Source organism: Pseudarthrobacter sp. PvP004 (genome assembly GCF_017876035.1).
Lineage (GTDB): Bacteria > Actinomycetota > Actinomycetes > Actinomycetales > Micrococcaceae > Arthrobacter > Arthrobacter aurescens_A.
The window spans coordinates 115701-139312 of the sequence record NZ_JAGINL010000002.1 but is presented as its reverse complement, the minus strand read 5'-3'; the positions used below and the strand labels follow the sequence as shown (position 1 = coordinate 139312).

Sequence of the window (23612 nt, the reverse complement as noted above, 5' to 3'; positions counted from 1 at the left end):
CCAACACGCAGTCGACATCGGGTCCGGGTGATCTTGCCCGGTTCCGGGTTCAGCCACAGTCGCCTCCCTGCCTTGAATCCGTTCGCATGCTTGAGCGAAATGATGGCAGAACGGCTGTGCCGAACTAGGCCCAAAGGCTGCCGGTGCTTTGGCCCAGCCGGGAAATTTGCGCAGCAAGCCGCTGCTCAAACCCGGTGCGCCGCTCTAGCCACAAGCTCCAGCAGCCGCACGCCCCTCAGCGATGGTGTAAGAGCTGCTGCGAAATTGTGGCTGGTTAGGACTCGCCGAACAACCCATCCAGATAGATGGGCTTGCCGGGTCAGGGGCTTACTTGCCGAGAAAGTGTCTGGACATTTGCTCCGCTGGACACGTCTGGCTCAAGAGTCCTAGCTTCTTTGGACTCTGAGGGCCCGGGTGGGCTATTCGGGGTTGGTCTCATCGTCCGGTTCGGCCCAGTCGAGGGCCGCAACGAGGTGTCCTTCGGTGGGGAGAGCTTCTTGTTCGGCAGCGGGGAGTTTGTCGTAGGTGTAGGCGGCGACCGCCATCGGCGAGGTCGAGCGGCCGAGGCTGTAGCGGACGCTGCGGTCGTTCTTCGTGCCGCAGATGAGGATGCCGATGGTTTCGTTGTGGTGCTCGCGGCGGAGCATGTCATCGACGAGGGCGACGTAGAAATTAAGTTTGCCGGCGAACTCCGGCTGAAACTTCCCTGTCTTGAGCTCGATGACCACGTATCTGTTCTGGTCCATGTGGAAGAAGAGCATGTCGACGTAGTAATCGTCGCCGTCGACGTCGAAGTGGACTTGCCGCCCGACGAAAGCGAATCCTGGGCCGAGCTCTCGGAGGGTTTCGGTGATTCGACTGGTCAGGGCCAGTTCCAGTTCGCGTTCAGCGACTTCTCCGGACAAGCCCAGGAATTCGAAGTTGTAGGGGTCTTTTGCTATTTGTTGGGCAAGCTCGGAGTCTTGCGCAACAAGCTGTTGCGTGAAGTTGGACGGAGCTGCGCCGGTCCTTTCAAGGGTTCGGTTCATGATCATGTTCAGCATTACGTTTCTGGACCACCCGTATTGGACGGCGGCTGCAGCGTAGGAGGTTCGTTTTTCGTGGGTGTCCAACTTGTCCAGCAGGACGGTTACGTGACCCCACGGCAATTGCGCAACAGCTTGTTGCGCAATTGGACCGTCCTGCCAGGCTCCGGCGAATGTCGTCATGTATTGGATGTTGCGCGGGGAAAGGCCCTTCAGTTCAGGGAACTCGGCACGCAAGTCCGAGGACAGGCGCTTGATCACCCCGCTCCCCCAGCCGTGCTGTTCCTGCTGGAGTCTCACGCCCTGCCCGATAGTCCAATACAGCTCGATCAACTGGGTATTAACAGTCCGTAGAACTTTGATCCGTGCATTCCGGACGGTGCTCTTTAGGCCGTCAAGCAGTTCAGCGTAGCCACTGGGTAGGTCAACAGTGCGTAGATCAGTCACGCCTTCCACCCTAGTTGGTCCATTGTCCAGGATTCCTGACATGGGCGGCCGGTCCGTCGGATTGGTGTCTCTGTCATGGTGCCCAACCTGCCGGGACGGCTTCTGTTGCCAATCGTGGCATGTATGTGTGCTGGCGGTTGAAGAAGTGGTGGCCTTCCCGGCACAGCTCGAACGGGCCGGTGGCAGAAAAGAGCGTCCTGGCGTGGGCATCCCAGTGGTATACGAACCAGCCGGAGAGCGTGTTTTCGTCCTCGGCCCGGACGTACTCCTCGTGCAGAGCCCGGAGCCGGGTGACGGCTTCGGGGTGGTTCCACCACTGTGGGCACCAGTACCGGGTGTTCTCGTCGTCGGTGACGGCTTCGATGTCGTGGATGAAGGCCTCCACCCAATCCACGAAGTTATCGATCAACTCCTGCTCGCTCAGCTCCGGGACTTCGCCAGTTGCTTCGCTCATGCTGCGACCTGCTTATCAGGAACGGGATTAGCGGTCGGCTGCGGTTCGCCGGTGGCCATGGCGGTAGCGGCCTCCATGCCGGCCTCAATGGTTTTGCTCAGTTCCTTGTTCTTGTGCCAAGGAGTGAGTCGCAACAGGGTTGCCGGGGCAGCGCTGCTGCTGAGGATCCCGGAGAATTTTGGCAGGTCGGCGAAGTCCTGCACGCTGACCTTCGGCAGACGCTCCTTCCTGTCGGAGCCTTGCTCCTTGCGCTGGTAGGTGCCGATCGCCTTGGACAGGCCTTCAGTCCAGTCGGTTTCCTCGTTGCTGCCCACGAACCGGGTACCGGACATTTGCCACAGCGTCTGCATGCCTTTGGTGCCCCATTCACCACAGCCTTGGGACCAACCCTGGAGGTAAAGGGTAAAGCAGAGGCCGCGAGAGCCGTAGTGACTGAAATCCTGAGGCAGCGTAGGCCAGGGAACGATGTTGGCCACTTCGTCCAGCTCACCGACCAACGGCACCGCCAAACGTGCTTCGCCCGGGGTTTTCCGGACCGCGGCGTTGCAGATGGCTTTGATCATCGCCGTAAGAACGGCGCCGGCACCGCCGGGGCCTCGTTCGGACAGAAGGATCATGGTCTGCCGACCCTCCATGAACTTTGCCGGATCGAAATTGCGGATGCCCGGCGTGGGAGTGGTCCACGCCAGAATGGCGTCGTGCACCAGGTCGCGGCACATGCGTTGCGTGGTCGCCACCAAGGACCCGCGCGTACGGTCAGGCCACTTGTCGAAGCCCCTCATCTCGGCAGCGGGGCGAGGGTACTGGTCGGCAAGGATGTTGCTGACCTTTTCGAACGATCCTTTGGAGATCCATTCGTGGACATCGCCGAGGGCCTTCCCAATCAGGGCTGCGGCCAGCAGTGTCCACGCCAGGCACGACTCACCCGCTGGCCCGAACTGGGCGTCCTCGGCCGCTTCGCTGTCGGTACGGGGGTTGTTTTTCATCGACGCTGTGATGATCCAGGAAGCCAGGCGCATGGCATCCTCGGTGCCCTTCACTTCCCACAGGGGGCTGAAAATGAAGTCCGGCCTGTCGGACTGCCGGTAAATCTTGCCGGTATCCCACAACCACACCGTTCCCAGATGGTGGCGGGCAGCAATCACCTGGGCTACGCCGTCAACCTTGTTGGACGTCATCAATGCCGCACCCGGAGCTGCCGCTAGACGAGGAACAACAAAACAGGACGTCTTACCGGACCCAGGGCCCATGATGCATACCCCCAAATCCCGCCAGCCCTGATAGAGAACGGCAGGTTTCCCGGCGGCGGTCTGGCCCAGCACTTGTCCAGGAGGCAGACCCACGGCTTTCGGGTGCAGCTGCGCGGCATCCTTCTTCCGCTCTTTCTCCATCAAGGGTGCAAGCTTGGCGCCGGTTGCGAGCCGGCTCCCCAGCTCACGCTGCGCTGCACTGCCCGCACCGCCACGGCCGGCAGCGAGCAATGCAGCGCCAAACATGAGACCCACCGCCAACACAATGGCGATCCACGTCGCGGCCCCCGGCCAGAGAAAGGTGCCCTCCTTGAACCGCGCCACCAGCTCCGTGAAGTTGGTCCACGGCATTCCCGTGGGAGTCAGGAACTCACCGAGGGTAGCCGCGACCCAGGCGATAGCCACCAGGCCGACAATGAGGCCTGCCAGGCCCAGCTTCATCAGGGTGTCTGTTGACGTTTGCTTGCTCATGCCGGGATAACCTCCATGGCTTCATCGGTGATGGATTCTTCGGTGAACGCAATAGTGGAAGTGGACTTCATGGCACCGTCCGTGTCCGTCAGCTCCACCTCCAGAGGGCTGCGGACATGGATGGCCTCGAAAGGATCGTACTGGTCAATTTTGAACAGGCACGTGCCCTTGACCAGCTTCGTGATCACCTCGGCCGTCCCCACGGGGAGGGTGAACATCTCTTCACAAGCCAACGCGTCGGCGCTCTTCTGCTGCTTGTAGAGCAGGACCGTGCCGCATTCCTTGAGCATGGAAATGGCCGGGCTGTCGGCCGGGATGTCGGAGATATGGTGGAACGCGAACTGGCACGACAGGGACAGTGCACGGGAGAGCTTGGTATTGCGCCGGGTCACCGTGGCCACCGACCCCTGAACGGTGTGCCAAGCCTCTTCAATCAGCAGGACCGTGGGGACTGCTGCTTCTTGACGGTAGAGGGTGTTAGCCAACCAGGTGTTGATGATCGTCATGACGATCGGCAACGCCGGACCGTCTTCGGGAAGCAGCGACACATCGAACACCGTCAGGCCGGCGTTGAGCTGGATATCCGCGCTGGTCTCCCCGTCGATCAGACCGGCCAGGTCATCCTCGATCATGCGTTCAAGCTCGAACGCCGGATCCTGACCCCATTCGCGCAGCTCTTCCACGGTCAGGTTCGTAGCCTTCGCCGCGTCTTCGTTGGGCGCGTACAGGGCTTTGAGGACGTGCCCGATGTGCGCGACTTCCCCGGCCTTCTTCGCATCCGTCAAGGCCTGCCGGTGCGCCATCCGGACGGCTTTGCCTTCCTTGGGCGTCATCGGCCGGCGAAGGGCTTCTTCCATGACGGCACGGACCAGCATGGACTGGCCGGCCGGGGTGCGGAACGCTTCGGCGCTGTCGTGGGTTTCCTCGTTCAACCGGGCAGCGATGCGGGGATCCAGGATGTTGATCCGGGATCCGCCGCCACCGATATTGAACCGGACCGGAGCGACGCCGAGCTTCCGGGCAAGGGGTGTGTACTCGCCTCCGCCGACGTCCTTCTGATACTTCTTATCGATCACCACGACACGGCGGCCGAGGATCAGCTGACGCAGCACGCCCCAGGTCTTCATGGCCGAGGACTTCCCCTGCCCGAGGTCACCGATGTAGCAGACATTCGGGGATTCGAGGGTGTCACCGTAAGCGGTGAACGGGTCATGGACGATCATCCACCCCGAACCGGCGTCCACGCCGAACACCAGACCGCGGTGCGACGTCGGCGGGGAAGCAATCGCCATATGGGAGAACTCCATCTGCCGCGTGGACGATGCAATACCCGGAGCAGCCGGGTCATAGAACCCCAGTTTCGACGCGAAAGCCCACTTCCGCTCGTGGTGCCAGCGTGTCTTGGCGTTCGCTTGGGCCTCTTCCAGCTCCCGGTCCCTGGTTTCCTTCTTCTCAGCCTTCTTCACCGCACGCTTGCTCAGCGGTTTGTTCCGCCGGAGACCCTCGGCCGCGGTATCGGCTGCAGCTGCTTCGAGCTCCAGCCTCCCGGCGCGGGCCTGGGCCCTGGTGGTTCGCTTGGATTTGCTGGCCAGAGCCCACGGCAGGCTCAAACGCTTGACGTCGTTCGTGGTGCTCATCGGATTCCCCTCGTGAACGGCATGGTGGCGATCAGGGCAAGGTCGTTGCGGTGGTCCAACCAGTCAATGAACTCGATACCGGCATCGGAGGCAGCTGCCTCAACAATGTCGGTGGTGGCGAGAATCTCGTTCGCGTCCTCCACCGCGAAGGAGATATACAGGCCGTAGGCCGCGCCGTGGTGGCCCGAACCGGGCTTCAGATCCAGGAGCCGCTGGTGGGAGGCCCCCAACAACACTTCTTCGGTGCCATCGGTGACGACACCGGACTTGGCCACCTTATTGCTCGTTGCCCTGTCCATCGCGGCGTCCGAGCGGGCCTTGGACCGGGCACTGCGCGCGTCTTCAAGTTCCATGACCATGGACACCGAATGCACCACAGCGGGCTGGATGCCGCTAATGATCGCTTCCAACGCTTCAACCGGGATCGGTGCAGGACTGAACGCCGAGGCCGGCACGTAGCCGGTGCGGATGTGCCAGTGATCATTGACCACCAGCGAAATGGGAGACGCTGCGCCGTCAAGGTGCTGCCAGCAGTCCATCAGGTCCGCGCCGTCGTAGTCGTCAATGTCGAAGTCCGGGTCCTGTTGGTGACGCAAGAGCGCGGCCATGGCTAGAGGGCCGAGCGGCCGGGAATTGGTGATCGACCCCATCATCGACGCCTGGGCCATGGCGGAGCGGATTTCCTGATAAATCGCCTGACCAATAGCTTCGTCCCCTGCCCCGTACGCTTCCGCGCGACGGTACAGTGCCGGGGAGCCGGGGATCCGGAACGTCTCATAGGTGCGGTGCTGTTCGGACCGCGAACGGGTCGTCTCGCACAACTCGCCGTAGGACTCCAACAGGATCCGCGGAACGTTCTGCGCGACCCGCCGTTTGACCCACAACAGGTGATCGGCCGAATCCATCGGCACCGCCCGGGCCAACGTCTGGACATGGGTGACCAGGGATTGCCGGCGGGCCAACCGGGCAAGGTACTGGCCACGGGCGACATGACCGGATTCCTTCCGGTATTCCTCCCGGATCCCCGAGGACGAACCCATGACTTCCATCGTGGCCGTGTAGTAGGACTTCTTGACCTTGCCCTGATGCCGGAAGATGACCAGCGGCCCTTCCGGGGTATCGATGGAGAAATGGCGGACGGTGCCCACCATAAGAGGGGCGTTGTCCTTGTGCCCGATAGGCACTTCGATCATGCCGTTCTCGTCGGCCCGTTCCCGGTCCTTCTTCCCGGCCTTGATCATCCGCGTCTGCGGGCGGTCCTTCACCGGAACATAGACCAAGGACTTGTTCTTGGCGCGGACCTTCTTGTGCCGAACCTCCACGAAAATGGCACCCAAGGAGCGGTGACCGGAGAACTTGTTGGGCGTGGTCAGGATGACCCCAGCCAGAACCAGCACCGCGGCGATGATCAGGGCAACGAGCTGGCTGCCGCCTGCCAGGACGATCAGCAGTGCGGCACCGACGGAGATCGACAGGCCGATCCACTCCGGTGCTGTCCGGTTTCCCCCGAACAGGCCACGGCTCTGGACCTCACCGCCGACAACAACCATTCTTCCCATGACTACCTACTCCTTGTACTTCTCTTACCGGCCACTGATGTGGTCAGTATCCGGCGCCATCGACCGTGCCGAGCGCTGGCCGCGCATGGAGGCCTGACGTGCGGCTTCCCGGCCCGCCAGCAGGAACGCCGTCGCACCACCGGCTGCGACCTTCACCGATCCCCGGCCCACTGCCCCGGCACCCGTCTTCAGAGCCTGTGCTGCCTTCGCCCCGCCGGTTCCGGCGCGGTCAGCCTTCTGCAGCTCCCCGATCGTGCGGGTTTCCGGCTGTCCCTGTCCTTGTGCCTGGCCGCCTTGGTCGTCCTGGCCTGAGGGTGCACCCTGCTCGTTCGGAACCCTGGAGGCTGCACTCCGGCGGCCTGAGAGTCCCGAACCGTTCGATCCCAACCCTGAACCGCCCTGGCCATCTGATTGCGTAGTCATCGACGAGGGACCGTTCGTGGCGGCCCTACCGCCGTAAGGACTCCCGCTCCGTCCGCCCGTAGCGCCGGACTGTACTTGGGCGGTCCGCTTCTGCCGGATCGATGAAGAGATCGCCGCGCCCGCGCCGGCGACCATGGCCGGTCCGACGACGGACTGGCGGCCCTCACCCATGCTGGTCGAAGAAGCAGAAAGGATGGGGACATACTTGTAGAGCAGCGGCAAGGCGAAAACCAGAACACACATCGCGGCCGCCGCCAGGAACACCGACGTCGCGTTCACCATGCCATCGTCCACACCCTCACCGCTAAACGCCGGACGCGAAGCGATGTAACTGAACACAGCCCCCATGAGCAGAAGCAGCAACGGCTTCGACAAGGAAATCCCGAGCCACAGAGCACTGACTTTGCCCACGCGTTCACGGTACTTCGGGTGAATCATGAACCCGACCATCAGTGCGATGCCCAACCCCAACAGGTACAGGGCCAACGGCTGCAACGCGAGCAACCCGAGCATGGCCCACGCAACAAGGAACAATAAACCGAACAGCAGCACCGCCGCCAAAGGCCCGAACGCGCCACTGGACTCGTAAGATGCGAACCGGGAAATAGCAACGCCAAAATCTGTGACCCTGCTGGAAGTCCAGAACGTGACCCCTTCAGTGACACCGCTCATCCATCCGTTGAACACATAGCCGATAGCCGGTCCGAACAGCACCAAGACCATGGACAACGGCCCATACCAAAGCAAAGACGTCCGCGCAGAGTCCATATCGATCTCTTCGTTCGCAACGTCCTTCCAGAGCTTGAAATACATCAAACCCATGACGATGATCCCGATCCCGGCGAACACAGCCCACGTGGCACGGAAGGCGTCATCAATCTCAAACACGGAGACCTTCAACAGGTTGTTCAACACCTCATTGGTGGACTTCACACCCTCGGCCTTCACGGTGTTTGCAAACTTCTCAAACCCGTCGTTCGCGTTAGCAATGAACGCCACAGTATCCACGGTGCCCAGGACAACCTGACCGCCCGGCATCGTGGAGATGACCGTCCGCATCACCACCCCAGCAATCGGGAGAAACTTCTTAACAGCAGAACCCTGGACGCACCAAGCGGTAGCTGGGGAGGGCGCACCCGCACCTGGCAATGCAGTACAGAAGGGGACGGTGTTCGTACCGTCGTAGTCCAGCGCCTTTTCCGGTGTTGTCAGGAATGACCCAAATGCTTTGGCAGAAACACTCTCGCAATTGACACCCGACATCGCCGTCGAAAAGGCAAAATCACCACATGCGTTCTTGGCCAATTCTTGGTTTAGCCGGTCTCGGATTTTGTCACGCTGGTCTGCTGGGAGCCCGGCCAGACGCTTGAGCTGGTCTGCGTTTAACTTCTCAGACTTGCTTATGTCGTCCGCTGCCTGTGCAGGACCGGCAGTGATCACCCCGAAGCTGAGGAACAACGCCAGAAAGACTGCGACGAGGCGGATCGTCCTATTAGCGCTTAGCGTTTGCATACTCGACCCACCCTTCCCGGCTCTTGTCTTTGAAGAAGGCATCTACCAGGTCGCTCTGGAGCATCGGAGTGGGATCATCAAAGCTTGTACCTACGCTCATTGGTCCGCCGTCCTTAACCCGGCCACCAAAGTCCTGCCCTGCTTGGACGATGGCGAAGTCAGAGATCTTCCAGTCGCCTGCCCAACTCAGTTCGAAGGTGACAGTCTGGAAGAAGGCGCTGGGCGCCTTATTTACCGCTGCCGCAACGCCTCCTGTGAAGACCTGTACGACTGCCTTCTTTTTCTCTTCACAGCTGGCAATCCGGTACAGGCCACCTGCAGCGACGTCGGAGCGGTAGTACCACTGACCATCAAATGCTCCCGGGGGCAGGTCCTTGGCGTTGGCCAGCAGATCCCCGTTGAAGGTGGCTCGCTCCACCCATGGGCCCTGCTCGCCTACCTCCTTCAGGGTCTTTTTCTGTTGTGCCCAGGTGGAAGTGTTTACGTCTTCGATGAGGGGTGTGTAGTTAGCGGCTGCTTGGGCGGCTGAGTCGCAGCTGCCGTCGTAGCCGGCGATGGTTTTGCCGTCACTGGCGGTTTTGGTGCCGCCGTCGCCGATCTTGATCCCGGAGACTGGGAACCCGAACTTCCCGGACGCCTGCAGGGGGCTGGGGTCATCCTGCTTGGCCGCCGGTGTTGGCGGGTTCAGCAGGACGACGGCAACGGCGATGACCAGGATCACCGCCCCCAAGGCTGTGAGGAGTTTCCAGTGCTTCCGCATGGGCTAGGCTCCTGCTGCCGTGGCGAGAGCCAGAATGCCACCGATGATGACACTGGCCCCGGCGGCCATACCGAAGGCCATACCGGTCTTCTTGGCCCCTGCTGCTCCTTCTTCGATGTCATCGGAGTGGCCGCGGTTGCGGGCCACGCCCCACTTCATGAGGTTCCAAATGAAGTAACCAGCCAGGATGAGCAAGGCAAGAGCCCAGAGGGCACCGAGGACCATTTGGACGGCTCCTTCGAACTTCACGCCGAGGACGCTGATGCTGGGTGTCACGCCGTCCAGCGGGTTGTCGATCATGGGCACGGCGGATCGGATGATGATTTCGTTGCTGATGGTGCTGAACATCGTTTTTGATTTCCTTATCGGTTGGTGGTTTTGGTGGCGGTGGCACGGTCAACGGCCAGAAGGCCTTCAGCGATTTCCGCTGCGGCACGTTCGAAGGCGCGACGGGCCGGGTCGCCGACGAGCTGCCAGTCGATGATCGACCCGGTATCCAGCGCCCCGTCATACGGGATGTCGATCATCACCCGCACGGCGGAGGACAGGTTCTCGCGAAGCTCAGCCTGCTCAGCTGCGGAGACCTTCGCCCCGCCGCCCTGGGTGACCAGTACGACAGCATTGGACACCAGGTCTTTGTAGTGCGGGTTGCCGGTGCGCTCGGACATGGACTCAAGCTGTTCGATCATCCGCAAAGCGGAGACGACAGCGTTGCGCTTGAGCGTCGTGGGAATCACCAACTGATCGGTGACCTCGATGGAGGCAAGCCAGTTCGCTGAGCGGGTGTTGTTCCCGGTGTCCACGATGATGGTGTCGTAGAAACGGCTCACCACCGTGTGGATGCGGTTAAACTCGTCGGCACCAATGGACTTCATCCGGTCCGCGTCCTCGTCCGCGACCAAGACGGAGAACTGGTTGTTCCCCTGATGGCGGGTGTAGTAAGACAGCTCGCCCTTACGGGCGGTAACGGTCTCGAAGGACTCCAGAACGTTCAACAGATCCCAGACCGTCCGGGTGGAGTCGTTAGCGTTGGTCCGTACACCGGCGGTGCCCATCATCTCGTTGTTGTCCCACACCAACGTCTGCTGCCCGGAGTGAATCCCAAACGTGGAACCCAGACCGACGCTGCACATCGTCTTACCCACACCTCCCAGGGGCTGAGCGACCATGATCTGCATCGGACGGGAGTAGACCCGCTGGATCGCCGACAGATCCGCCCTGCGTGCCAGCTCCGCTGGGCCCACCTTGGGGCTGATCAGACCGAAGCTGACCGCCCGCAGGAACGCCTGCCAGCCCGTGGCGGGCGGCAGCTGGTCATTCACGTTCTCCTTACGCAGCACAGCGGCGCTGCGGCGGCCACTGACCAGCGGCACCTCGCGGTGATCCACAACCGTCTCGGCCTTCTCTTCGGCCGCGGACGGTTCAGCATCCGGTACGGCGTGGATGATCGTGGACGGATCCGCTGCGATTGATTCGGGTTCAGTGTCGGTCAGGCTAATGGGTGCGCGGCTCTTCCGTTCGCTCCCTTGCCAGTTCGTGCTCATCGGATGGTTCCTCTCGCTCGTTCCAGGTTCTGTCGTTGGGGTCATGAGGTCGGGTCTTGCGGGGATATGGCTGTCACCAGCCAGGACTGCTGCTGACCGGAACGGTGCAGGAGCATCGTCCAGCGGCCCGCATCGGTGGAGAACGATGCCGTCACCGTCAGCGGGTTGCCGGCGTCCCTGCTGATAACGGGCCCGTCCGTGACTTTCCGGATGGGCACCCGCGCCGGGTCGATGTACTTCGCATCCTCGGCGTATTCCGGTGCCAGATGCGGGGCCAGGTCAGCGAACCAGGTTGTCTCCGGAACATCGGGACGGGCGAACAGGCCCATAACCTTGGCAGCGGTGTCCTTGACCGACTTCTCAGCGGCAGCGTCCCACGTCACCTCGGGAACGCCGTAATGCTCATCGGCGCCGTGGTCGTGTCCGTCCTCGGCGTGGCGGCTCTCCTGCCCTGCCTGTCCGGTATTCACCGTAGGGGGCGAACCGGCTGCTGGTTCGGTGCCCGCGTTTCCGGTACAGGCACTCAGCGAGAGCGCAACGGCCAGCGCGGCGGTGAGTGCGAGGTGCTTGCGCATCAGAGAATGCCTTTCTCTCTCAGGATCGGTGCCGGGTCGATGGTGGGATTGATCGGAACCATGGGGTTGGGCAGGGCACCGGCGAAGAACTCCATGTGCAGGTGACGACCGGTGACGTTGCCCGTCGCGCCTTCGGTGCCCAGGGATGTTCCGGCGGCCACGGTGTCGCCTTCCTTGACCTTCACCGAGCCGGCCTCCATGTGGTACATGCCGATAGTGAGCTTCCCGTCCACGGTCTGGCCGGTCACCCCGGTGCCGAACAGGCCATCGAGGTTGCGGACCTTGACGATCTTCATGTCCGTCAGGGCAACGATCGTTCCCGGCCCTCCGGGGTGAACGAAGTCGATACCGTAGTGGAAGTTCGCCAGCACTCCCCCGGCAGTGCCGGGAGGTGCAGGGCGGGGACCGTAGCCGCTGCTGTTGATCGCCCCTTCCATGGGAGCGACCCACTTACCGGCCAATTCCCCGACAACCTGGTTGCCTTCAGCCGGGCAGACACCGGACGGGTCCACGGCGGCGGCGGATTCCCCGCCCAGGGCTTTGAAGACTTCAGTGGCTTGGGCGCGGAACTTCGTGTAGTGGTTCGGGTCCGCGTTCCGCTGCGTCCGGTGGATGGCGACGGTCGGTTCGAGGGTTTCCCAATCCTCCACCTTCTGAAGTGCTTTGAAGAAGTTCGTCGCCGAAATGGTGGGGTCCATCCGGTCCGCATACGATCCCCACGCTCCGTTGGCACGCTGTTGGAACAAACCACGCGAGTCCGGTCCCGCCCCGTCGCCGTAGTCGACGACATGAAGCGTGGACTCGCCGATCGCGGCCTGGATCCCGATCAGCTGCGCGGCGACCGGCAACTTGAGGGACTTGGCCGCGTTCATGATCACCTGGGCGTTCTTCATCTGCTCGGCATCAAACCCTGCCACTCCCCCGGCCGGGGCAGGACCCTCGGATACACCGGCAGGGGCGGCGCACGATGATGCTGCCTGCGCCGGATCGCTGTCGTCCAGGACAACAGTCACCAAGCCAACCGTCAGCAGCGCAACGATCGACCCACTGGTGATGGCTTTCCGGGCGATCATTGCTTTGCCCCAGCACGGTGATTGTGACAGGTAGGCACTGATGCGTTCATCGGCCGTTGCGTGCCGAACCGCAGCATGTTGTTCAAAACCTGTCCCTCCCCCATGGGCTTCTCGGTGGTTTCATGGACCCCAACAGCAAGACCATCGCTAGGAACGCTCCGAGCAATAGGGCTGGAAAAGTGTGGGCGCTAGGACAACCTGTGACCGACTCGCGGGTACGAAAGCATCTTTGACGAAGAAATTCCATCAGCCAGTGACCCACTCTATTGATTACTAATAGAGTGGGTTAACGACCAAGCGGCAGTTCGGCGCAAAGTCCGGCAAGATGGACCCATGCCGCGACTGATCCGCCCCAATCTGCCCTCCACTGTTGAGGCTGCAATAAGTTTCATGGGCAGTCGGGCACAGGCGGACGTTTTGCGTCAGTTGGCCATACTGGGTCCTTCGACAATCGGCCAGTTGCAATATGTGTTGGAGATCAGTCGACCTAGCCTGAACCGACACCTGGAAGCCCTTGCTGCAACGGGATTGATCAAGACTGATCCGCCGCGAGGCATGCGCCAAGGTCGAGATGTCACTTACGAGCTGCAGCCCGCGAGAATTCAAGAACTGTGGCGGGCGTATGTTGATTACATTGAAGGCCGATGACGACGGTATGCGGGCGGCGATCCTAATGGGCATGGCTCAACCCTAACAGGAATGAAACATGTTTCGAACATGAATCAGTCCGCTTCGGTCTCGTTTCTTTCGAACTTTTCTACGTCGTCCAGTAGGGCGTTGATTGCATCGAGCGTCTTGATATCGATATCGCCAAGAGTTCGGGCGGCTATGTTCTTCAGCTTGTTTCGCCGCATCGTCTTAAGAAGCTGTAGCTCTTTCTCGATGCGTTCCGGAAGGTCACCAGTTTCTTCAGTGAGGTAGACAGGGTCAATTTCAAAGAACTTGGCCAGTGCAACCAATGCTTCCACCGGGACCACCTCGGGCGATTCCCCACTTCTGATACGCCACCAGCGGGTCCTGGACAGCTCGTATCCGTGCTGACGGACGCCGATCTGTATATCAGCGAACTCGTAGGATTTGCCGCCCTCCGCCACTACGACGTCCAACAACAAATTAACCTTGCGTGCAAGGGTCTCCGCCCGTGCAAGCCGGTCTCGGGCAGTATCACCGCCAGCCATTATTCAACCCCATCTAAATGTCACCAGCCGTTTTCTCGGCTTTGCCCACAGTTGCGTTTGGCTGGAACAACCTTCCATACCAACGACGAACTGCCAAATCCCACCCTACCGGGTCCGAATTCCACTCCTGAGTGTGGCCCGAGCACTCAAACTCAACGAGTTCCACCTGTGGCGCATGGGTTTCAGCAAATCGGGCTGAGGTCTCGAAGGGTACAGACCAATCATTTCTATTATGAAGAATCAGGATAGGTGTCTTGAGCGGACCGCCTAGCCTGGAGGCGTCTGCTTGCCTGATCTTCAGGGGCGTGCTGATCCCGGCCAGCCGGCTTAGCTCTTTAGATCCCAGCAGCGATACGACTTGCGACCCCAAATTAGGAGGCCAACCCTGGTGCCTTGCGTTAGCTCGGAGGACTGCCTCCCAGCTAAGTACAGGCGAGACCATCACAATGCCGCTGATCATGCTTGCGAGTCTGGAACGCTGAAGGGTGTTCATGGCGATGGTGGCACCGAGTGACCACCCGAATACGATGCATGTGGTCCCTCCTCGATCGGAAACGAACTGCAGCGCATCTTCCAAGTCGCGCCATTCCGACTCTCCGAGGTGGGATCGGCGGTCGGCTGATGCTGGAGCGTCACCATCGTTGCGATACGAAACGATTAGGGAGTTCAGGCCCATGGTCGTTGCACTGGCAACGCCACGCAAGGGCTGACGGCGGTCACTCCCCTGGCCATGCACATGGATCGCCCAGACATCGCTGCCCTTGTCCACAACCCATGCTGGGGCCAGCCCTACCGATGTAGGCAACTGGATTTCACTGAACGGGCGTTCGGGAGTGGCAGCCACTATGCCACTCCACCTGCATCGTGAATCTGTTGATAGCGAGACTGGCCTGCGGATGAGGCTGCGCCTGACAGTATCGTCCGCCTTCGCAATAACGGGTCCGACAGCAGCCGGTTCATCCTCTCCGAAGATGTCGAGTCCGAAAATGCCCGGTAGATCCGTCCTTCTCGTGGCCCGGAGCTCAATGTCATCATCAGTTACCGATAGAGGAACGATGTCGTATCGTTTCCGGGACGCGGGAGACAATGACTGCCTAGCAGCAGCGGCCGTAATAGCTGCTGCTCCACAACTGGCAACTGCCACAAGTGATGCGGCGACGCTAATTACCTTGAGCGCCACGGTCGGGTCTCCAGATGGCCTGTGGCCCGGGCCAGTTTAGACAGTCCGTCATGACCGATTCGTTCGCGAGCTTTAGGATCTCTAACTAGAGAATCCTGAATCTCGACAATCATGCGATGCAACTCGCGGCGGGGTCTGTGATCCCGGTAAGTCACTACTCGTGTATCCAGAGTTATACCTGAGTTTCCGATGACAGCCCTGCTCCATACGGGCTTTAAATCTGACAGCACGGCGTTCGTCCTATTGGAATCAAGGACTGTCAAGACCCTGCGGCTCGCGCGCGGCAGCGCGAGCCCAGTGCAGAGGAGAATGAAGGTCATAGAATTCAGCACAGCGTAGATGCCGCCGAGCGACGTCATGACTTCCTCATTGCCAAGAACATTCAGCAGATCCAGCAGTAGAACGTTGACCACCAACAGGACCGCGGACGCACATCCCAAGCCCACCAAACCGAATGCCAATGTGAAGACGCCTGTACTCCAGGAACTGCGAAACCGCAAGCATGTCCAACCCGCCGTGGCCATAACAGCACCGATGTACGCGTACTGTACCGCCGAATATAGGGCTGCAGCAGGCTGGCCCCCGTATTCTCGCATGAACATCGTAGATGTGTTTGGCGCGTCAATGAACGCAAACAAGGCGGTGGCTGCTGAGGCGGCGATCATGACGCCGGACTTACCCAGGACTCGTGGTGACGCCACCCTTTCTGAAGCGGGGCTGGCTGCTCGGTGGATCGCGCGCGCCAGGAAGTAGACGCCAACCAACAACAGGAGATTGGCTCCCAAATCGACGTAGTTTCGTCCAGCTAACAGTCCATCTACGAACGTATATGCAGCGTTGATGTTCAGGGCCAATGAAATGCAAATAAGCACCGCCGCCCAGAGAATACTTGTGTCCTTTCCTGGGCGTCGGGTTGCTAGGACGATCAAAGTCAAGGCGGCCATCAGCGTTGCCGCAAGGATTTCCACTAGCCGAATACCTCCTCAAATGCACCCGGCTCATCGGGGATCTCCCTGATGGCCTCAGCCATGAGATCTGCAAGGTACTCGGCTGTTGCTTCCTCGACGCTTCCGAACTCCGTCCGCATGAGCGCTCTCCGCACCAGATCCGGGGGAAGATTCTGCAGCCCGTCATGAAGTAGGGCCCCTGCCCCGGGATGCGCGTCGTGCCCAAGGATCATATGCGCAAGCTCGTGGAGGATGAACTGCTGCCGCTGAAGTTCCCAAGGCGTAGGTGGGTGGAACACCCACTCCTGTCGCTTTCCAGGCAACCAAAGGCCACAAATGGAAGTGCCTATGAGGCGGTCTGTTGAACGGATTCGGATTCGGCGGCCACGGATTTCTTCGACGGCCCCGACAAGCAGTTCAAGGGTGATCCTGGTCGGTAACTTCAGCGCCGAGAAAGCTTCGGACGCGTCCCGGAACGCTCGTTCTGATGTGGTTATCGAAAGAGTAGGCAGACCTTGTGCCACCACTAATCTCCCCTTGCTAGCTATTGGGTTCGGCTAAGCTATGCTGAAACATGTTTCAGACATGTTCAGGCGGCGGGTTTCTACCAGCGCCTTGCCAAGCGACTGGGCCCCACCATACCAAGGGGGCCTCATAGAACGCTTGTCACAAGTAGGAAAGGATGGCGTAGCGTGGATTCAATTGACAGCTGCCCCAGGCGCGCGAGCACGGTTGTAATGAGCCTTACCGCTTGCCCAGCCCCGCCTCGCCCAGGCTGGCTAACCATCGAGCGCCTGGGCGCGAATGGACGATGCAGGCGTCTAGCAGACTCAACGACGGAGCCGGCCCTACGCTTCACGAGCGATGGGAGACGACACGCGGGGCCGTTTTCTGTAAACAAATCCCCTGATCAGACTCTGCGCAGTGCTAGGTTCGATTCAGTCGATAGCTGTAAACGGAACCCCGATCGACCGCATGTGGCACCAACAATGAACCAGCTACAACCCCTGGTTGTGCGAGATTCAAAGGACCTGACAATGAGCGCAGTAATCAATCGTGGAGGCGGGCGGCCCAGCAAGGGCCTCCGCAAATACATTGGCTTCCGCACGCCGGCCAAGACCGCGGAGGACGTTCACATGATCGCCGCCGCAAAAGGCATGACTGTCACCGACTATGTTGCCTCTGCAGTCGACCGGTCGTTGCGCGAAGATTTGGCCTTGCTGGATCAGTTCACTCAGCAGGATGAACTCCCGATTCGTATGGCCTCATAGATACAAGGAAGGCCCGCCATTAGCGGGCCTTCGAAGCTGAAGATTCACGATCCGGATAGCTTGCCGGCAGACAGATCGTAAATCGTATGGAAGTCCTTAACAGGCCTTCATTTGTGTTGCAAAACCGATCTGGCAGGATCGGCCCTTTCTCATTCCCTGAACAGGAACAAAATCATCGTACAACAGCACGCTCTCGTGCTGCCAGCAGCCGACGCTGCTGGCGTGTCTCAAGAGCCATCCCAGACTTCCAACGCCGCTCAGGTGTGGGCTGCCCTTACGCCTCTTCTCGCAGGTCAACCCCGGATCCGCCTCTCCCGGGACGGCGGTAAGACCTATCCTCAGAAGCACGAACGCGCCCTGACTGAGACCCTCCCCACTTATCCGGCGGCCGCCCGGATCTTCGGCAAGGATGGCAGCTGCTCGGCCATCTTCCTTGACTTCGACTCCTCGATTGCAGGCGTCGACTGGGTCGAGGCCGATGTGAAGTCCCTACAAACGTGGCTGCACCGCTGTGGGGCTCGGTGGATTGAAGACCACTCGCCCAATGGCGGTCGACATGTCTACATACCACTGGAAAAACGGATTGGCTTTACTGAAGCACGAGATGTTGTCGAGGCATTAGGCACTCGATACCGCACATTGGACAAGACGCCGCACCAGAACATGCGTCATGGTTGCATGCGTACTCCGGGATCTCCGCACAAGCGTGGCGGCTACCAGGAACTCTCCATGAGTCTCAGCATGGCATACGACGTTGTGAGACGCCCAAACAAGGAACAGATATGGGCAACAATTCGCGCAGATCTCAAAGAGGAAATCGCTGGCGTACGAGCGCTGAGACTGGAGCAGCCACTGTCGGCGGACGACGAAGCCTATGAATCACCGCAAGTGGCTGGGCGAATGTCCAGGTCCATGCAGCAGATGGCGCTATCAGGCCTGTACGACGCGAACCGGTACTCCTCCGATTCAGAAGCCCGTCAGGCGATCCTGACGGCGGCGGCCGCCGCTGGTATGAGTCTCGTTGATATAGAACGACGAGTCCTCCAAGGTACTTGGCCTGGACTCGCATCGTTCTATGCCCGCTATGCCTCCCATCACAGGATTCCCTCCTTGAAGCGGGACTGGAAAAACGCGGTCGCTTACCTGCGAAAACGCAGGGCCGTTGAGGCAGGAAATAACAATGCACGCAAATCCCCCACAAGCCAGCCCAATACACAGCCCCCACTTGGAACTGGACTCACGCCTGATGCGAGCAGCGAGCACCGCTACCTGCGGACCTGGCGGAATGCTCTATCTCTGAGAGAGCCTACGTACGCCAGCTCACGCACGGGTCTGGCGCGACGTATGGTACTCAGGGCACTCGGAGCAGCGGCCCACATGACCGCGTCTCGTTTCGTCGAGTTTGGTGATAGGTCAATTGCCGTGGCGACAGGACTTGACCACACAACTGTGGGCTCTCATTTGAGAGCCTTGCGTTCGGAAAAGGATCCTCTGGTGACTCTGGTTGAGCGTGGACGAGGGACTAAAGGGGATCTGTACATGCTCACTGTTCCTGAAGGCCTCCGTGAAGGGGCCGAGGAATTGTTATGGAAAGCAGGCAAGATTCACGCGCTCAGACCCGTTTTCCGGGAACTGGGCTTGCCGGCAGCGTTTGTTTACGAAGCTCTGGAACAAACTCCGGGTTTGACGACCACGGAATTGGTCGTCCGGACAAAGCTGTCCAGGACTGCTGTGAGCGAAAGTCTTGAGATCTTGGCCGCCTGGAACATGGTGTCGAGGAACCGTGGGCGATTTTGGATGGTCGTCAGTTCGACCTCCCTCCAAGAACTTGCAGAATACTTTGGAGTGTTGGAGTCTGTAGTCGGCCAAATACAGAGGTACCGCATTGAACGAACTATCTGGCGTGAATGGCTTTCGAGAAACGTGAACACAGTAGCGGAACTCCTATCCCCCACGGACGACTACCCTTGGGAAGCCTATGAGGGGCCACCAGATGAATGGTCGCTCGCTGACTTGGCGTTTACCCGGGCGAGGTGACCCATGCGCAGGTCTAGCATCTGCGTCCGTGATCGAATTCGTCGGCAGCAATGGGGTCCTTTGGCATAGGCATGTGAGTATGCGGTTTGTTTCAAGAAGATCGCTCGCTCCCCAGTGACGGCTATTCTGGCTGGTTCCAACGCTGATGAGCCGCTTGTCGTGTCATTCCTGTCTCTGCACCTATGGCGGTCCAAGTCAGTCCAGAGCCACGTGCTGCGCTAACTGCCTCGTTTAGACGTACAGCGGCTCGCTCGTAACTGCGTGCGGCCATCTGCAGGAGCCAAGCTTTTACATGCCTCTGCCATTCGTTCAGGATCGTCTCTTCGACTGCTACGGGAGGTGTAGCTGGGGATCCTATTAGTGCTTTTGCTCGGTACCTGGCCATGTCGGTTTTCCCCGGGCCTTGGACGCGCTGCCACTGTCTACCAGTCCAACCGCAGTTGCAGCTACCTTGCCAGCCAGTTGCCTCACTTTCCGGCACGAGTTCATAGCCAGGCAGCCGCGGGTCTCGTTTCCTTCTGCCGGTGATTCCGGCGACGCGGATCACCTCGTTATCTTCATGGTGCGAACCTAGCCGGCCATCGTTCAGAAGGATCCCAAGTCGTCCGAGGTGGAATCCGTCTCCAAGATCCCATTCCATGAAGTGTCCTATCTGTCAGGTCTTCTTGACGTTCCTCCACTTTACGTGAGGCTGCTCGACTGGACTCCCCTGGTTGAGCAGAGCAGCTCTGAGGCATTCCTTGACGATGGCGGAAGTAGAAGTTAAATAATTATGTCATGACAGAAATATTGATTGATTATCGTTATTGGTCCCATATCTGTCTTGGCCCCCCACGGAAGTGATGGTGGGGGCGGCCATGCCTCCCAAAGGCTCAGGAGGCGTTGTGCGCTCCTCCCGGAGCCCCGGATCTACCATAGGACGCGGATCTAGCACGGACGAATAAATAATTATGTCATGACAGAAAGATTGATGGGTGGCTTGAAAGATGGACAGACTGAAAGATAGATGCAAATAATGATTGAAAGATGGCCTGACGTATTGATTGATGGCTAGATTGACTGATAGATTGATGGCTAGATTGAAAGACTGATGTATTGATGGGCATATCCCCATCGGTACCTAGCTAATCCGGAGGATATCGATGAGAGTCACGGCCATAGGCAATCGCAAAGGTGGTGTCGGCAAGACTTCAGTTACGCTTGGCCTGGCTACCGGTTTGCGTCTAATCGGTAAGCGAGTGTTGATAATCGACCTCGACCCACAAGCCAATGTAACGGAAGCGCTTGAAGGGGCCGGAGAGTTCGACGTCTTCGATGTGTTGTATGGGGGAGAAGCCGGAACCCTCGGCCAAGCCATAACTCAGACGACATGGCCGGGGATCGATCTGATCCCCAGTTCTGAGTCTCTTGCGCGACTCGAGTCGGAAGCCCTACTAACACCCGAAATGCGACTCAAGACCGCAGCATGGGGCGCAGATGAGCTTGAGCAATACGACCACATACTCATCGATCTTCCGCCGGCACTGGGACGACTGACACTGAACGGACTGATTTGGGCCGATCGGGTACTTGCGGTTACTGAACCAGCGGCCTTTTCAGTAAAGGGCGTAACGGAGTTCCTCGACACAGTGAAGAAGGTTAGATCGCTTCCGCACCTAAACCCTCAGCTGGAATTTTTGGGCATCATCATCAATAAGACGAGCTCACCTCTCACATCCGAACACTCCTTCCAAATCGGAGAGCTGGAGAGCACGTACGGGCCCGAAGTAAGAGAGCCTCATCTTCCGCTGAGGACAGCAATGCAGGACTCCGTCAGCACACGCTCGCCGCTTACCAAGCTCTCCGGCAGGGGAGCCGCAATCATGACTGAAAAATTCGTTGCGCATGCGCGATACTTAGATGAGGTGAACTAGCAATGGCTTTGGAACGCAAGTCGTCAATACGCAAAGCACCAGCTGCCGATGTCGTGGATGCTTTGACTTCCGCGGAGAAGCGAACGGAGGTACCGAAACACGAGGAGGCTCCTCAGGTCGCCACGGTTCACACGGAGTCTGCGCCACCCGCCGACCTCGAACCCCAGCGTCCTGGGCCGGGAAGGCCGAGAGGAAAGCGCCGGATGGAACCCTTCTCATCCAAGATTGAGATAAGCCTTCGCGACGAGTTGGATGCGTACGCGATGAAATACGGAATCACTATTACGGATCTTCTGGATGAGGCCTTACGGGAGAGGCTCAGGCGCTAATAAATCTATCTGGACATAATTATTCTTTGAGATCTGAACTGAGCTCGCGCCTGCAAACCTGGCGACTGATTTCTGCGGCAGATTATGCCGGGAATCACCGCTTGCGTGAGCTTCGATGCAGAAGACGCGCCATGGGGGAGAGGTCCACGGTAGGCCGCAAGAGGCAGATTGATGCCCAGACGTCGCCACGGACAGGACCTGCCTCTGATCCACGATGCGGCGGACGGGACCGTGCGACACAGATGACTCTAAATGCACCATCCGGTGGTCAGATCTTCGACAACAGTCATGATGCTACGGAAGCCCTTCGCGCATAGGCCGCACGGCAGGGGATACCCGTTGCCTTATGTGCTGGGCAGCGTGTCTCTGAATCCTAATACTTCACGAGACAGCCTTACTCAGCGATTTCGACGTGAGCGTGCGGCCGTCAAAGCTCCACAAACGGCGGGAGCTAACGCGCAGGAGGAGACTCATTTAGTCGCCTCGCCGTGATGGGTCTCAGCAAAGCTGGGGGAGGGCTTTCGAGGCAGAGGGAGTCCGTGTCCTGAGGATGCTCGTAAGAGGATCGGTTTACCGGCACGAGCGAGTGGCCTCAGTGGTTGTCCGTTCCAGCTATGTCGAGGAACGGCCGGCGCTCCAACGTTGTTGCCACCGCTCGACGGTTGACTCTGCTAAGTATGGATCCCGCTGAATCCACTAAGGAAGTTGCCGCCAGCCACGGGGTATCGCACTGTACCGCTGGGGCCCAGCGACGAAGCCTGAAGCAGTCAGTGCCGTAGCTCAGCCTTTGGTGCCGACGGCTAGTGGTCCTCGGGACGGTTCTCACGTCATTGAGTTCGCCCTGATGGCGGCCGCGTATTGGAGCGCCCATTCGCCGTGACCCTCTGCGGTGGGGTGCATTGTTCCGTCGAAGTTCCCCTGAATGTCGCAGCTGCGGCTGGCTCCCCGCCAGAGCGATTGCGTTGCCGCATAGCCACGGCCGCGGAATGCCTGGCTAGGTTCTACATAGATCCAAGTAAACTCGCCTGCCTTGCGCTCTATCAGGTCGTTCAGATCCTGACCGTGGGCGAGGATGGCCTTGTAGTCCGCGCCGGTCACGTCCATGTCGGGTCCGCTGAAGACCCCGTCCGCTTTAAAGCCCAACGTTCCGTTGGCATCCCTGGTATCGAACAACCAGATCGGATAGCCGGTGATATAGACCTTCCCGGTGACCGGAGTGATGAGTTCGTTCACTTTGTCCCTCAGGTCGTCGAATGCTTGTTCGATTGGTCCTCCGCGTGCGATTGCTACCGAAAGGCGATCGCGGATTTTCTGACGCTCTGCAGCATCGTTGCCCCCGATAGGCAGTCTGAGCAGCCCCATTAGGATCAGTTCGCTGAGCGACGGCTTCAAGATGCTGTCCTCGGCAACCATGTTGGCGAGCACGGTTGAGAACCCGGCGTCATTGCCACCGATGTTGATCATCATCACATCTACGGTTCGCCCATTGGCTGTTTGCTTCAGTTCGTCGATTTGCCCGATTCCTTTGAAATCGCTGGCACCTCCCTGCGGCTGGAGCAGCCCGGTCTCGATCTTCGCCCCACTCCTCGCTACCGTCACGAAGGTAATCACGTCCAGCTTATGGATACGTCCGCTGAGAGTCCTCGCGGACCGATTCTCTAGACGCCTTGCGGCCAAGGCGGGCCCGCTGGTGAGGGATCTATGCGCTTCCTTCTCGAGCCATTCCGGTTGGTCACTCATCGATATGGTCACCGGCAGGCCGACCACACCGCCCACCGTGTTGACTATGTTTGCGAAAGTTGCTGCTTGACACAAGGGCCAGCCGCGGAGACTGTGGTCGTCCGAGTCCCCATCGACCATCGGGTTACCTTCGCCGGATGCGCTGGAATCACCCATCGACGCGAAAAACCAAGACCGAAAGGTGATCCGCATGGTGCGCTCAAAGTATCTGTTGTCGTCTGTAACAATACGAAGTTCGATGTCGTATGTGCCCGGCTCGGGGACGTCGATTGTTGCCAACTCCATCG

At 59.6% G+C, this 23612-nt stretch carries 21 protein-coding genes; 5 read left to right on the top strand and 16 right to left on the bottom strand.

The genetic code is table 11. The annotated features are described in order from the left end of the window. Window positions 1–419 precede the first annotated feature (419 nt). The 11 genes from J3A64_RS23330 to J3A64_RS23280 all read right to left on the bottom strand — a co-directional run bounded on the left by J3A64_RS23330 (window position 420) and on the right by J3A64_RS23280 (window position 12730). Window positions 420–1472 (bottom strand): PDDEXK nuclease domain-containing protein, encoded by a 1053-nt coding sequence (locus tag J3A64_RS23330; protein ID WP_210066477.1) that lies wholly within the window; start codon window positions 1470–1472, stop codon window positions 420–422. Window positions 1473–1545: 73 nt separating this feature from the next. Next, the gene (locus tag J3A64_RS23325) at window positions 1546–1926 is read right to left on the bottom strand and encodes a DUF4913 domain-containing protein (protein WP_210066476.1); all 381 of its coding nucleotides are present in this window, start codon (window positions 1924–1926) and stop codon (window positions 1546–1548) included. Beyond that, window positions 1923–3647, bottom strand: a complete 1725-nt coding sequence (locus J3A64_RS23320; RefSeq protein WP_210066475.1) for a type IV secretory system conjugative DNA transfer family protein — start codon at window positions 3645–3647, stop codon at window positions 1923–1925. Before J3A64_RS23320 ends, J3A64_RS23325 begins: the two co-directional genes overlap by 4 nt. Further along, on the bottom strand, window positions 3644–5284 hold the full coding sequence (locus J3A64_RS23315; protein WP_210066474.1) for an ATP-binding protein: 1641 nt from the start codon (window positions 5282–5284) through the stop codon (window positions 3644–3646). The genes J3A64_RS23320 and J3A64_RS23315 overlap by 4 nt, the downstream gene beginning before the upstream one ends. Next, the gene (locus J3A64_RS23310; protein WP_210066473.1) at window positions 5281–6843 is read right to left on the bottom strand and encodes a hypothetical protein; all 1563 of its coding nucleotides are present in this window, start codon (window positions 6841–6843) and stop codon (window positions 5281–5283) included. The genes J3A64_RS23315 and J3A64_RS23310 overlap by 4 nt, the downstream gene beginning before the upstream one ends. A gap of 24 nt (window positions 6844–6867) precedes the next feature. Continuing rightward, window positions 6868–8325, bottom strand: a complete 1458-nt coding sequence (locus tag J3A64_RS23305; RefSeq protein WP_286363962.1) for a hypothetical protein — start codon at window positions 8323–8325, stop codon at window positions 6868–6870. A gap of 433 nt (window positions 8326–8758) precedes the next feature. Continuing rightward, window positions 8759–9538 (bottom strand): hypothetical protein, encoded by a 780-nt coding sequence (locus J3A64_RS23300; RefSeq protein ID WP_210066472.1) that lies wholly within the window; start codon window positions 9536–9538, stop codon window positions 8759–8761. A gap of 3 nt (window positions 9539–9541) precedes the next feature. Beyond that, window positions 9542–9886, bottom strand: coding sequence for a hypothetical protein (locus J3A64_RS23295; protein WP_210066471.1), 345 nt, complete (start codon window positions 9884–9886; stop codon window positions 9542–9544). A gap of 14 nt (window positions 9887–9900) precedes the next feature. Then, entirely contained in the window at window positions 9901–11082 is a 1182-nt protein-coding gene (locus J3A64_RS23290) for an AAA family ATPase (RefSeq protein ID WP_210066470.1), read from the bottom strand. A 41-nt stretch (window positions 11083–11123) separates the two neighbouring features. Beyond that, entirely contained in the window at window positions 11124–11657 is a 534-nt protein-coding gene (locus tag J3A64_RS23285; RefSeq protein WP_210066469.1) for a hypothetical protein, read from the bottom strand. Further along, window positions 11657–12730 (bottom strand): M23 family metallopeptidase, encoded by a 1074-nt coding sequence (locus J3A64_RS23280; protein ID WP_210066468.1) that lies wholly within the window; start codon window positions 12728–12730, stop codon window positions 11657–11659. The genes J3A64_RS23285 and J3A64_RS23280 overlap by 1 nt, the downstream gene beginning before the upstream one ends. 333 nt (window positions 12731–13063) lie before the next feature. Here J3A64_RS23280 and J3A64_RS23275 point away from each other — a divergent pair, with 333 nt between their 5' ends. Then, the gene (locus J3A64_RS23275; protein ID WP_210066467.1) at window positions 13064–13378 is read left to right on the top strand and encodes a helix-turn-helix transcriptional regulator; all 315 of its coding nucleotides are present in this window, start codon (window positions 13064–13066) and stop codon (window positions 13376–13378) included. A 74-nt stretch (window positions 13379–13452) separates the two neighbouring features. Here the strand turns inward: J3A64_RS23275 and J3A64_RS23915 are convergent, their stop codons facing one another. From J3A64_RS23915 to J3A64_RS23255, 4 genes are all read right to left on the bottom strand, one after another. Next, window positions 13453–13908: a hypothetical protein gene (locus J3A64_RS23915; RefSeq protein WP_243836902.1), complete on the bottom strand. Its 456-nt coding sequence runs from the start codon at window positions 13906–13908 to the stop codon at window positions 13453–13455. A 13-nt stretch (window positions 13909–13921) separates the two neighbouring features. After that, on the bottom strand, window positions 13922–14584 hold the full coding sequence (locus J3A64_RS24165; RefSeq protein ID WP_374100570.1) for an alpha/beta hydrolase family protein: 663 nt from the start codon (window positions 14582–14584) through the stop codon (window positions 13922–13924). Between the two features lie 488 nt (window positions 14585–15072). Beyond that, complete coding sequence (locus tag J3A64_RS23260) at window positions 15073–16056, bottom strand: hypothetical protein (RefSeq protein ID WP_210066465.1); 984 nt, start codon at window positions 16054–16056, stop codon at window positions 15073–15075. Then, window positions 16056–16334 carry a hypothetical protein gene (locus J3A64_RS23255; RefSeq protein ID WP_210066463.1) on the bottom strand — a complete coding sequence of 93 codons (279 nt, stop codon included), beginning with the start codon at window positions 16332–16334 and terminating at the stop codon, window positions 16056–16058. The genes J3A64_RS23260 and J3A64_RS23255 overlap by 1 nt, the downstream gene beginning before the upstream one ends. A 738-nt stretch (window positions 16335–17072) precedes the next feature. On the opposite strand from J3A64_RS23255, the gene J3A64_RS23250 reads away from it, so the two are divergent. The 4 genes from J3A64_RS23250 (at window position 17073) to J3A64_RS23910 (ending at window position 21585) form a co-directional block, all read left to right on the top strand. Continuing rightward, on the top strand, window positions 17073–17306 hold the full coding sequence (locus J3A64_RS23250) for a hypothetical protein (RefSeq protein WP_017197895.1): 234 nt from the start codon (window positions 17073–17075) through the stop codon (window positions 17304–17306). 222 nt (window positions 17307–17528) lie between these two features. Further along, window positions 17529–19343, top strand: coding sequence for a MarR family transcriptional regulator (locus J3A64_RS23245; protein WP_307807239.1), 1815 nt, complete (start codon window positions 17529–17531; stop codon window positions 19341–19343). 1142 nt (window positions 19344–20485) lie between these two features. Continuing rightward, window positions 20486–21256, top strand: a complete 771-nt coding sequence (locus J3A64_RS23240) for a ParA family protein (RefSeq protein WP_017197898.1) — start codon at window positions 20486–20488, stop codon at window positions 21254–21256. Between the two features lie 203 nt (window positions 21257–21459). Continuing rightward, window positions 21460–21585: a hypothetical protein gene (locus tag J3A64_RS23910; protein ID WP_279586750.1), complete on the top strand. Its 126-nt coding sequence runs from the start codon at window positions 21460–21462 to the stop codon at window positions 21583–21585. Window positions 21586–22407: 822 nt separating this feature from the next. Here the strand turns inward: J3A64_RS23910 and J3A64_RS23230 are convergent. Next, on the bottom strand, window positions 22408–23604 hold the full coding sequence (locus J3A64_RS23230) for a GDSL-type esterase/lipase family protein (RefSeq protein WP_210066457.1): 1197 nt from the start codon (window positions 23602–23604) through the stop codon (window positions 22408–22410). Window positions 23605–23612: the final 8 nt, after the last annotated feature.